This is a genomic window from Tissierellales bacterium (assembly GCA_035301805.1).
Lineage (GTDB): Bacteria > Bacillota > Clostridia > Tissierellales > DATGTQ01 > DATGTQ01.
The window spans coordinates 1-11660 of record DATGTQ010000017.1 but is presented as its reverse complement, the minus strand read 5'-3'; the positions used below and the strand labels follow the sequence as shown (position 1 = coordinate 11660).

Here is an 11660-nt window from a genome sequence, read left to right as displayed (position 1 = left end):
TAAAGTAATTGATATAGGAAACGGTGTAAAAATAGGTGGAAAGAATTTTGAAATAATTGCTGGACCTTGTGCCGTTGAAAGTGAAGAACAAATGTATGAGATAGGAAAGTTTTTAAAGGACTTAGGAATTAAGTTACTAAGGGGTGGAGCTTTTAAGCCTAGAACTAGCCCCTATTCATTTCAGGGTCTTGGTTTTGAAGGATTAAAAATATTAAATAAAATCAAAGAAGAATACAATTTTAAAATTGTTTCTGAAATTATGGATCCGAGAGATATAGAAAAATCCTGTGAAATTATAGATATTATCCAAATAGGTTCAAGAAATATGCAAAACTATTCTCTTTTAAAAGAAGTTGGAAAACTAGACAAACCAATTTTATTAAAACGAGGAATGAGTTCTACAATAAGAGAGTGGTTAATGGCAGCAGAATATATTGAAGCGGAAGGAAATAAGGATATAATTTTTTGCGAAAGAGGTATTAGAACTTTTGAAGATTATACTAGGAATACTTTAGATTTAGTCAGTGTACCAATTATTAAATCTTTATCAAATTATCCTATTATAGTTGATCCTAGTCATGGGACAGGTAGATGGGAACTTGTACCCTCTTCTACAAAGGCAGCATTGGCAATAGGTGCAGATGGAGCTATAATTGAGATACATCCGGAACCTTCAAAAGCCTTATCCGATGGGCGACAGTCATTAAATTTTAATGAATTTAAAAAAATGTATAAGGATATAGAAATTTTAAAGAGAGAAATAAATAATGATAGAAATGGATAAACAAATATAATTTATTTAATGAGTGAAAAAGCAAAAATTAAATTATACAAATCCCTCTAGTAAGCATATAATGTAGTATGATTATTGGAGGGATTTTATGGATGATTATTTACTTTTCTTTTTCCTTCTATTAACAAAATTATGGGAGGCAGAATATAATAAGACCAGTCTTTTAATGTTTTATTTATTGCTATTTTTCTTTGGAGTCGAGTAAAAAAAGCTGGTTATTATTTAGCCTAATGGAAATAGTAATATAAGGGGAGTTAAATGGGAAAAAAACATGATAATATGGAAGAAAAGCTGAATAAGATAGCTATGACTCTGGAGAATGCAAAAATTGCTGAATATGTAGACTTTGTTAATAATAAGAAAAAACTACTTTACATTAATTTTATACAAGGATTAGCAAGAGGTTTTGGAATGGCTATAGGTTTTACTGCCTTAGGAGCCTTATTTATATACATTCTACAATCTCTAATAAAATTGAATCTTCCCCTTATTGGAGATTTTATAGCCGAATTAGTTAGAATAGTTCAAGAAAACTTATAAATGGAGGAAGAAATGGGTGGAGATATAAAAGAATATTATAGAAAAAGATTATTAGAAGAGAAACAAAATTTAGAAAAAACAATAAAGCAAATGGATAATGAAGATAAAATAGGATCTATGGAAAATTATTATAGTGAATTATCTTATCGTGACAATCATCCGGCGGATTTAGGAACTGAAGTTTTTATTATGGAACAAGAAAGAGGATTGAAAAATAGTACTGCTAATACTTTGGCAGAAATTGAAGATTCCCTAGAAAAAATTGGGGATAATACTTTTGGACTATGTAATATTTGCGGTAATGAAATTGATAGAGAAAGGCTAGATACAATTCCCTATTTGAAATTATGTATAAATTGTGCAGAGGATAAAAAAATAAGTAAGAAAAATAATAAAAAAAGATTAACAGGAGCAAATTTAATAGAATCTTACAATAGAAGTAAAAAGGATATAGAATTTGATGATGAAGACAGTTACCAAGCTGTAGCCCGTTTCAATGAAATAAAGGATGATCCTTCTTCCTCAACCGGTGATGATCTAGGAATATTTGATGAAGATAATGAAGGAGTAGTAGAAGAGGTTGAAAAAGTATCAGATGAATATTATAAGAAATCAATAGATTAAAATGCTAGTAACTACTAGCATTTTTTTATTGTAATAAGCTATATAATCCTTTACAATATATATATATACATTTAATAAAGAAGTTTTTTACAATTAATAAAGATTTTAAGTATAGGGAAGTATTTTGAAGGTGAATTTAATTTATAAAGGGAGGAATTTAGTTGCTGTATGTCATTGCTGTAATGATTTTAATATTTGATCAGATAACTAAGTATTTAGCTGTTAAACATTTAAAAGGTAAAGCCGTTATTACTATAATAGATAATATGCTTGAATTCAGTTATGTTGAAAATTATGGGGCAGCTTTTGGAATTTTACAAAATAGAAAATATTTTTTTATTTTTATGACCTCTTTAGTAATTGTAGCTATTTTTGTAATATTGGTTAATAATTACAACTACTTAAATAAACCAATGAAAGTTGCTTTGGCTATGCTTGTAGGAGGATCATTGGGAAATTTAATTGATAGAATAAGGCTTGGTTATGTTATAGACTTTATTAGTGTAAAGTTTGGCAATTCTTATAATTTCCCAGTTTTTAATATAGCGGATAGCTTTATTGTAATTGCTACAATACTTATAGTATATATGGTCATTTTTAATAAGTATGAGGTTAGGAGAACTATATGAAGTCTATAGAAATATATGTTAGTGAAGATAGTGGAAAAAGAATAGATGTCTACTTAGCTAAAATAATGGAAGATGAATCTAGAACTTATATTAAGGGCCTTATTAATAATGGATATATAAAAGTAAATGGAAAAATTGTTAAACCTAAATATTTAGTTAAATTAAAAGACTTTATAACTGTGAATTTTCCTGAGCCTGAAATAATACAAATTAAACCAGAAGATATATCTTTAGATATAGTATATGAAGATGATAATATTGCAATTATTAATAAGCCCCAGGGACTTCTAGTTCATCCCGCCAATGGAAATTACTCTGAAACTTTAGTTAATGGGTTGTTTTATTATTTTAATCATTTATCCAATTATGGTGGGATAATGCGTCCAGGAATTGTACATAGACTAGATAAAGATACTTCCGGATTATTAATAATTGCCAAAGATAATTATTGTCACGAAAGGCTAAGTAAAGAATTAAAATATAGAAATGTAAAAAGAATATATTGGGCTTTAGTATATGGGAATATAGAACAAGATAAATCTACTATTAAAAATTATTTAGGAAGAGATTCATCAGATAGAAGAAAAATGACTGTTGTAGAAAAAGGTGGGAAGCTTGCTATAACCCATTATGAAGTACTAGAAAGATATAAAGACTATACATTATTAGAAATAGAATTAGAAACGGGTAGAACCCATCAAATAAGGGTACATATGGCCTCTATAGGCCATCCTATAGTTGGGGATATGACTTATTCTAATAGAGAAAATCCTTTTAGATTAAAAGGCCAATTACTTCATGCAAAAGAAATTGGTTTTATTCATCCTATTAAAAATTGCTATTTAGAATTTACTTCAGATTTACCTTATTATTTTCAAAAAGTACTTAAGTCAATAAGAGGAAAGGGGAGGTGATTTTTTGAGAACAAAAGCTTTAATATTAGATGAAAAAGCAATACAAAGGGCTACTACTAGAATTGCTAATGAGATAATTGAAAGAAATAAAGGAACTAAAGATTTAGTATTAATAGGTATTAAAACTAGAGGTATTCCTTTTGCAGAAAGACTAGGAAGAAAAATATGTGAAATTGAGGGAGTAAAGGTACCTGTTATTAGTTTAGATATAACCTTATATAGAGACGATTTAACAGAAGTAAATCAACAACCAGTAGTAAAGGATAGTGCTATTAATATAGATATAAATGCTAAAAATGTGGTTCTAGTAGATGATGTTATATTTACTGGTCGAACTGTTAGAGCTGCCCTTGATGCATTAGTGGATAAAGGTAGACCTAAAAAGGTTCAATTAGCAGTATTAATAGATAGAGGGCATAGGGAATTACCAATAAGGCCAGACTATGTAGGGAAAAATGTTCCTACATCAAAATCTGAAATAGTTAGCGTTCAATTTGAAGAAATTGATAATGTTGATAAAGTAGTTATTAAAGAACAAAGGTAGAAAGTTAATTTTCTACCTTTTTAATATTGGTTATATATTCTTTTTTGGGAGTTACATAAATAGTTTTATTATTTTCATATATAATCATGCCAGGTTTTGCACCCTTTGGTTTATTTACATATTTTATTTTTGTATAATCTACTGGTAAGTTTTGAGAGTTTCGTCCTTTACTATAGTAACCAGCTAACATGGCAGCTTCTTTTAAAGCTATGTCACTAAACTCTTTGTTAATATTTCTTATTACTACATGACTTCCGGGAATATCCTTAACATGGAGCCATAAGTCTTCTTTATGGGAAAGCCTAAGAGTTAGATAATCATTTTGCTTATTATTTTTTCCAACATAAATATGGAAGCCATCAGAAGATAGAAAATGCTCTGGTTTAGGGTGCTTAGTTTTCTTAGGTTTATTCTTCTTATAATTTTTTCTTATATATCCTTCTTCCATTAATTCTGCTTTTATTTCATTTAGTTCATCAATATTAGTACAGTTATCTATGCTCATTAAAACATTTTCTAAATAGTGAATTTCATTCTTAGTTTCAGGTATTTGCTTTTTTAAAAGTTTATGTGCATTTTTTAGCTTTGTATAAGACTTATAATATTTTTGTGCATTTTCAGCTGGTGATAGTTTAGGGTCTAATGGTATTTTTATCTTTTGCAAATTTTCATCATAGAAATTTTCTAATTCTACAGATTTTTCACCTTTTTTTATTTTATATATATTGGCAGATATTAAATCGCCATAAATTTTTAGATCATCCCTATTTTTAGCTTTTTCTATTTTAGCCTTCCGTTTTGCTAGTTTATTTGTAGAACGTTCTATTTGGATTTGTAAGGTTTTTCTAATAGAATGAGATTTTTGATTTATTCTATCATGTATATCCTTTTCTTTATAATATTTATCTAGTACTTGGCTAATAGAATTAAAGGATTCCTTAGTATATCTTTCATATTGATTTAATTCTAAGGCATGGAAAGCAATATAATTGCTATTTTCAAAAATCAAATTAGGTCTAAAGTTTAAATTTTTTACTTCTTCCATTAAATCATTGAAAGAATAGAACAGTTTTCTTTTTTCCTTCTCACTTAAATCTTTAATAGTCTTTTTAGGGTTTATTTGTCCCTTAAAACATATTTCTCTACTTATTAATGGACTTAAACCAAGAAAGCTAGTGTAGAAAAATTTAAATATTGGTAAGTTTTCTTTAGTATTGTTTAAAAGTTTTAAAAATGTGGAACTATCTACAGTTAAAGGTGATATTTTATCACCAATGGGTGGGTTTTCATAGTTTAAGCCAGGTAATATTTGTCGCACCCTGCTAATAGTTTCTGGTATCCTTTTAATAGAATCATATATCTTATCAATTTCTTTATCTAATAATATAATATTACTATGTCTTCCCATTATTTCTATGATAAGCCTTTTAGTTGATAATTGACCAATTTCGTCATAGGAATCAATATCTATAAATACAACTCTATCTAAGGAAAATTGTTCAATCCTCGATATAACTCCTCCCTGGATATACTTTCTTAAAAGCATACAAAACATTGGTGGAGATTGAGGGTTCTCTTTTGAAGACTTTGTGAGATAAAATCTTGAATTATTGCTGCTAGCAGAAATAATTAATTTAAAGTTTTCACCTTTATTATAGATATGAAGAAGAATCTCGTCTTTTTCTTGTTGGTATATTTTATTAATCTTGCCACCAACAATCTTTTCATTTAATTCACTTACTAATGCTTTTGTAACTATTCCATCAAATGCCATAACTCTACCTCCATAAATAGTCTAACAAATTAAGTATATCATTTTATGAAGACAAGTAAATGGAATCGAGTAAATTATAATTTCTTTAGAACCTTTTAAATATTAAATTTTTGTAATAAACTCTGGATGTTTCTAAGATTTATTAGTATAATTTGCAGTGAAAAAAGAATTGACAGTACTTTTAATTATGATACAATTTCTATAGCTTTTAGGAGGAGGATATTATGATAAAGAGTATGACAGGTTTTGGTAGGGGAGAATTTAGTGATGAGCTTTATAGTTTTTCTGTGGAAATGAAAACTCTTAACCATAGATATAATGACATTATTATTAAAATGCCTAAGCATATAAATTTTTTAGGAGAAAAGATTAAAAAAATTATAAAAGGCAAAATAAGCAGAGGAAGAGTTGAAGTATATATAGATTATAAATATTTAAGTGATTCAGAAGTTGAAATTAAAACTGATATATCATTAGCAAATTCTTATTTAAAAGCCTTAGAAAATTTAAATCAAGAGTTACATATTAATGATAAGGTAAATTTAGATCATATATTATATAACGATGATATTATTAAAGTTGAAAAAAAAGAATTAGATGAAGAAAAAATATGGTCATGCTTAAAAAAGGCAGTAGAAATTGCTCTGGAAGAAACTATGTTTATGCGTGCTCAAGAAGGAAAAGAATTATATAAAGATATTAGGTTAAATTTATTAATTATTGAAGAAAAGGCAAAGGAAATAGAAAAAAGGTCATCTTTAGTAATAAAAGAATATAAGGTGAAACTTGAAGAAAGAGTTAAAGAATTATTAGAAGATAAATATACTTTAGACGAAGATAAATTATCTAATGAAATAGTCTTTTTTGCTGATAAATCTGATATTAATGAAGAAGTTATAAGATTATACAGTCATATAAATCAGTTTATGAAAAGCTTTGATGAAAAGGGTCCAGTAGGAAGAAAGTTTGATTTTTTAATACAAGAAATGAATAGAGAAGTTAATACAATAGGTTCAAAGGCAAATGATATAGAAATATCTAATAATGTAGTAGAAATTAAAAGTGAATTAGAAAAAATAAGAGAACAAATTCAAAATGTAGAATAGAATAAAGGAGGCATAATATGTCCGTTAAACTTATTAATGTAGGATTTGGAAATGTAGTATCAGCAAATAGAATAATTGCTATTGTAAGCCCAGAATCTGCTCCTATAAAAAGGATGATTCAAGAGGCTAGAGATAGAAAAATAATTATAGATGCAACATGTGGTCGCAGAACTAGGGCTGTTATAATTACAGATAGTGATCATATTGTACTCTCTGCAGTTCAACCAGAGACTGTAGCTCATAGATTGAATAGTAAAGAAAATCAAGATGCTGAAATAATGTAGAAAGAGGGATAGTTATGGATGAAGGTTTGCTATTAGTTATTTCAGGACCTTCTGGTTCTGGTAAAGGAACTATTTGTAGAGAACTTTTAAAGAGACATCAAAACATTAATTTTTCAATAAGTGCCACTACTAGAAAGCCTAGGAAAGGTGAAGACCATGGAATTAGTTATTTCTTCATTGGAGAAGAAAAGTTTAAGGACATGATAAGAAAAGAAGAATTCTTAGAATATGCTAATGTTCATGATAATTACTATGGTACTCCAAAAAAATATGTGTTTGAAAAAATGGAACAAGGTGAAAATATTATTCTAGAAATTGATGTTCAAGGGGCATTGCAAGTAAGGAAAGTTTATCCTGAAGCTGTATTAATATTTATCTTGCCACCTTCTATGGAAGAGCTTAAAAATAGAATTGTAAAAAGGGGAACTGAGTCTGAGAAAGATATTAGTAGACGACTAGAAAATGCATATAAAGAGATGGAATTTGGGAAGAATTATGATTATGTAGTGATGAATGACCAGGTTATAACAGCAGTAGAAAAAATAGAATCAATAATCACTGCTGAGAAAATTCGAGGAGTAAGGCAGAAAGAACTAATAGAACAAATATTATTGTAAGGGAGGATTTTTTATGTTATATCCATCAATTAATGAGTTGGTAGAAAAAATAGATAGTAGGTATACACTAGTAATGATTACTGCAAAAAGAGCAAGACAGCTAATAGATGGAGATAAACCTCAAATAGAGACCGATTCTATTAAACCTGTTAGTATAGCTATCGAGGAGTTTGACCAAAATCAGTTATACTATAAAAGACGAGAAACTAAAGGTGATGGGTAGGTGAATAATGTGTTAAAAAATAAAAACATATTAGTAGGAGTAACGGGTGGAATAGCTGCATATAAGGCTGTAGACGTTGTTAGTCGACTTAAAAAGATGAATGCAAATGTAGATGTGATAATGACTAAAAATGCTAAAAATTTTGTTGGGCCTACAACTTTCCAGTCAATTTCACAAAATTATGTTTCTATTGATATGTTTGAGGAACCTAAGTCTTGGGACATAGAACATATTGCTTTGGCGGATAAAGCAGATATGGTTTTAGTAGCTCCTGCAACAGGTAATATTATTGGGAAAATTGCTAATGGAATAGCAGATGATATGTTGACAACTGTAATAATGGCAACTAGAGCAAAAGTAGTTTTTGCACCAGCTATGAATTCTCATATGTATGCTAATCCAATTGTTCAGGAGAATATTGAGAAACTTAAAGGATTAAATTATGAATTTATAGAGCCAGGGACAGGGATGCTAGCTTGTGGATATCTTGGCAAAGGGAGAATGGCTGAACCAGCTGATATAGTCCAATATATATTAGATTCTCTTAATAAGAAAACTTTAATAAATAAAAAAATCATCGTAACAGCAGGTCCAACAATTGAACCTTTGGATCCTGTAAGATATATGACTAATTATTCCAGTGGTAAAATGGGATATGCAATAGCTGAGGAAGCTAGTAATAGAGGGGGGGATGTAGTATTAGTAACAGGCCCCACAAATTTACAACCACCTTCAAATGTTAAAGTTGTAAATATAAATACTACAATGGAAATGTTAAAGGCAGTTGAAGAGTATTTTAATGATTCAGATGTTTTAATAAAGGCTGCTGCACCCTTAGATTATAAACCTGAAAAGTTTAGTAAGGAAAAAATAAAGAAAAAAACTGGTGAGGATGATATACTAGAAATAAAATATATAAGAAATCCAGATATAGCTGCTAGCTTTGGTAAAAAGAAAGAGAACCAAATTATGGTTGGGTTTGCAGCTGAAACTGAAAATGTAGAAAAACATGCAAGGGAAAAATTAGAAAAGAAAAATTTTGACTTTATAGTAGCTAATGATGTTTCAAAAGAAGATGCTGGCTTTAGAACAGATACTAATATTGTTACTATAATAGATAATAAAGGATGTTCAGAAGAATATCCTCTAATGAGCAAAGAAAAATTATCAAAAGTTATTTTGGATAAGGTAGAAAAATTAATTGAAGCTAGATGATTTTTATCTAGCTTTTGATTTTTCAATAAGAGGGAATGATAATGTAATGGAAAAATTAGTTGCTAAAGTAATTATAGATAATAGAGTTGCTAAATTAGACAAGCCTTTTACCTATTTAATTAAGGATGAAATGATAAATGATATAAAAGAAGGTATGAGGGTAGTAATTCCTTTTGGTAGGGGAAATAGATTAATTAAGGGAATTGTTATCGCCCTAGAAGAATATCAGGGTGATTTAACAAAACTTAAGTATATAGAGAGTTTGCTAGATGATAAACCTTTAATATCTAAGGAACTAATAAAATTAAGTATTTGGATGAGTGAGTATTATTTATCTCCCTATATAGACTCTTTTAATACAGTTTTACCTCCTGGGGATTTTAAAAATATTATTTCCTTTATAAACTTAGAGGATAATCAAGATGTAAAATGGAATCAATTAAGTAATTTAGAAACAAAGATTATTAGATTATTAAGAAGAAATAATTGCATTCCGATAGATGAAGTGAAAAAAACTTTAAATGAGGAAAATATTAATAAGGATATAAGAAACTTAGAGGAAAAAAAATTAATAAGCACTTCATTTCAAGTAGATACAAAAATAAATAAAAAATATGAGAAATATGTGTTATTAAATAATAGTGGAATTTCTTTAGAAGAGCAAATTAAGAGAACAGGCTCAAGGGCCTATAAACAAATAGAAATTATAAAGTATTTATATTTTAAAGCTAAAGAAGGTGTGGAATTAAAAAAAATACTTATGGATGTAGATACTTCTTCTTCTACAGTAAAGGCTTTGGAGCAAAAAGGTATGGTTTCTATAATTGATAAAGAAGTTCTAAGAAGCCCTATTACTAAAGAAATTGAGGATTATAAAAGCTTTAACTTATCAAAAGCACAAAAACATTGTGTGGATTCTATTTTTACTAGTATAGAAAATAAAGATGAGAACAATAAATTTTTAATTCATGGTGTAACTGGTAGTGGAAAAACAGAAGTTTATCTCCAGTTAATTGAAAAGGTTATTAATATGGGAAAACAAGCGATTGTATTAGTACCTGAAATTTCATTGACACCTCAAATTATAGAAAGATTTGTAGGCCGTTTTGGAGATAATGTGGCAGTATTACATAGTAGACTTTCTTTTGGAGAAAGATTTGATGAATGGAGAAGAATTAAAGAGGGGAAAGTTAAAATAGCAGTGGGAGCTAGGTCAGCAGTTTTTGCACCTTTTGAAAATTTAGGTTTAATAGTAATTGATGAAGAACATGAAACCAGTTATAAATCTAGCATGAACCCTAAGTATAATGCTATTGAAGTTGCCGAGAAAAGATGTGAATTGGAAAAAAGTTATTTAGTACTAGGAACAGCAACTCCTTCTGTTGAAACTTATTATAGGGCTAAAATTAAAGAGGTTCAGTTACTTAATTTACCAGATAGGATAAATAGAAAACAAATGCCTTCTATAAAAATAATAGATATGAGGGAGGAACTAGAAAAGGGTAATAAAACCATGTTTAGTTCTGATTTATTTATAGGAATATCTGAAAATTTAAAACAAGGTAAACAAACTATATTGTTTTTAAATAGGAGAGGGTATTCAACCTTTGTATCTTGTAGAAAATGTGGATTTGTGTTAAAATGTAGTAATTGCGATGTATCTATGACTTATCACCTGCAAAAGAAAATATTAAAATGTCACTATTGTGGTGGGGCACAAAAAGCTCCAACAATATGTCCCTCTTGTAAAAGCGGGTATATTAAATACTTTGGAATTGGTACACAAAAAGTTGAAGAAGAAGTTAAAAAGTATTTTCCTAAGGCAAAAGTGGCTAGAATGGATGTAGATACTACTACAAGAAAGGGCAGTCATGTAAAAATATTAGAGAAGATGAAAAAAGGGAAAATCGATATTTTAATAGGAACGCAAATGGTAGCAAAAGGTTTAGATTTTCCAAATGTCACATTGGTAGGTATTATAGCAGCAGATACTAGTTTAAATTTACCCGATTTTAGATCATCGGAACGAACTTTTCAACTAATTACTCAAGTAGCTGGTAGGGCAGGTAGGGGTGATATAGACGGAAATGTAATAGTTCAAACTTATAGCCCCGATCATTTTAGCATACAAACTTCTAAAGAGCATGATTATATAAATTTTTATAGCAAAGAAATAGCTTTAAGAAAGGAGTTTGAATTTCCGCCTTTTACTAATTTGGTGAGTATTGTTATTTATGGAGGGGATGATGCAAAGATTTCTTCTATATCCAAATTAGTATATAATGATGTAATTAGTGGTTTAAAGGAAAATAAAAAAGAAGATGTTATAGAAAATATATATGGACCTAATCCAGCACCTCTTGAAAGAATAAAAAATAATTATAGATGGCAAATATT

General features: G+C 28.6%; 13 protein-coding genes. 12 read left to right on the top strand and 1 reads right to left on the bottom strand.

The features are described 5' to 3' along the window. From aroF to pyrR, 6 genes are all read left to right on the top strand, one after another. Positions 1–784 (top strand): 3-deoxy-7-phosphoheptulonate synthase (aroF, locus tag VK071_00865; protein ID HLR33867.1); only part of this gene is annotated, 784 nt, incomplete at its 5' end. A 267-nt stretch (positions 785–1051) separates the two neighbouring features. Further along, positions 1052–1333 carry a DUF5665 domain-containing protein gene (locus VK071_00860; GenBank protein ID HLR33866.1) on the top strand — a complete coding sequence of 94 codons (282 nt, stop codon included), beginning with the start codon at positions 1052–1054 and terminating at the stop codon, positions 1331–1333. Beyond that, positions 1334–1957 (top strand): TraR/DksA C4-type zinc finger protein, encoded by a 624-nt coding sequence (locus tag VK071_00855; protein ID HLR33865.1) that lies wholly within the window; start codon positions 1334–1336, stop codon positions 1955–1957. 161 nt (positions 1958–2118) lie between these two features. After that, complete coding sequence (lspA, locus tag VK071_00850) at positions 2119–2586, top strand: signal peptidase II (protein HLR33864.1); 468 nt, start codon at positions 2119–2121, stop codon at positions 2584–2586. Continuing rightward, entirely contained in the window at positions 2583–3500 is a 918-nt protein-coding gene (locus VK071_00845) for an RluA family pseudouridine synthase (protein HLR33863.1), read from the top strand. Before lspA ends, VK071_00845 begins: the two co-directional genes overlap by 4 nt. A 4-nt stretch (positions 3501–3504) precedes the next feature. Continuing rightward, entirely contained in the window at positions 3505–4044 is a 540-nt protein-coding gene (gene pyrR / locus VK071_00840; protein HLR33862.1) for a bifunctional pyr operon transcriptional regulator/uracil phosphoribosyltransferase PyrR, read from the top strand. 4 nt (positions 4045–4048) lie between these two features. Here pyrR and VK071_00835 read toward each other — a convergent pair whose 3' ends face one another. Continuing rightward, entirely contained in the window at positions 4049–5818 is a 1770-nt protein-coding gene (locus tag VK071_00835) for an NFACT RNA binding domain-containing protein (GenBank protein ID HLR33861.1), read from the bottom strand. 224 nt (positions 5819–6042) lie between these two features. Here VK071_00835 and VK071_00830 point away from each other — a divergent pair, with 224 nt between their 5' ends. From VK071_00830 to priA, 6 genes are all read left to right on the top strand, one after another. Next, on the top strand, positions 6043–6924 hold the full coding sequence (locus tag VK071_00830; GenBank protein ID HLR33860.1) for a YicC/YloC family endoribonuclease: 882 nt from the start codon (positions 6043–6045) through the stop codon (positions 6922–6924). A 17-nt stretch (positions 6925–6941) separates the two neighbouring features. After that, the gene (locus tag VK071_00825; GenBank protein HLR33859.1) at positions 6942–7208 is read left to right on the top strand and encodes a DUF370 domain-containing protein; all 267 of its coding nucleotides are present in this window, start codon (positions 6942–6944) and stop codon (positions 7206–7208) included. Positions 7209–7222: 14 nt separating this feature from the next. Then, entirely contained in the window at positions 7223–7825 is a 603-nt protein-coding gene (gene gmk, locus VK071_00820; protein ID HLR33858.1) for a guanylate kinase, read from the top strand. A gap of 13 nt (positions 7826–7838) precedes the next feature. Further along, complete coding sequence (rpoZ, locus tag VK071_00815) at positions 7839–8048, top strand: DNA-directed RNA polymerase subunit omega (GenBank protein HLR33857.1); 210 nt, start codon at positions 7839–7841, stop codon at positions 8046–8048. Then, positions 8049–9263: a bifunctional phosphopantothenoylcysteine decarboxylase/phosphopantothenate--cysteine ligase CoaBC gene (gene coaBC, locus VK071_00810; protein HLR33856.1), complete on the top strand. Its 1215-nt coding sequence runs from the start codon at positions 8049–8051 to the stop codon at positions 9261–9263. Next, a partial coding sequence (priA, locus tag VK071_00805; protein HLR33855.1) for a primosomal protein N' occupies positions 9250–11660 on the top strand: 2411 nt, incomplete at its 3' end. The genes coaBC and priA, both read left to right, overlap by 14 nt.

Excerpts from the sequence above, each read along its gene's own strand:
- VK071_00860 (HLR33866.1), top strand. The coding sequence starts at position 1,052 with ATGGGAAAAAAACATGATAATATGGAAGAAAAGCTGAATAAGATAGCT.
- VK071_00825 (HLR33859.1), top strand. The coding sequence starts at position 6,942 with ATGTCCGTTAAACTTATTAATGTAGGATTTGGAAATGTAGTATCAGCA.
- VK071_00835 (HLR33861.1), bottom strand. The coding sequence starts at position 5,818 with ATGGCATTTGATGGAATAGTTACAAAAGCATTAGTAAGTGAATTAAAT.
- rpoZ (HLR33857.1), top strand. The coding sequence starts at position 7,839 with ATGTTATATCCATCAATTAATGAGTTGGTAGAAAAAATAGATAGTAGG.
- VK071_00845 (HLR33863.1), top strand. The coding sequence starts at position 2,583 with ATGAAGTCTATAGAAATATATGTTAGTGAAGATAGTGGAAAAAGAATA.
- VK071_00830 (HLR33860.1), top strand. The coding sequence starts at position 6,043 with ATGATAAAGAGTATGACAGGTTTTGGTAGGGGAGAATTTAGTGATGAG.
- VK071_00855 (HLR33865.1), top strand. The coding sequence starts at position 1,334 with ATGGAGGAAGAAATGGGTGGAGATATAAAAGAATATTATAGAAAAAGA.
- gmk (HLR33858.1), top strand. The coding sequence starts at position 7,223 with ATGGATGAAGGTTTGCTATTAGTTATTTCAGGACCTTCTGGTTCTGGT.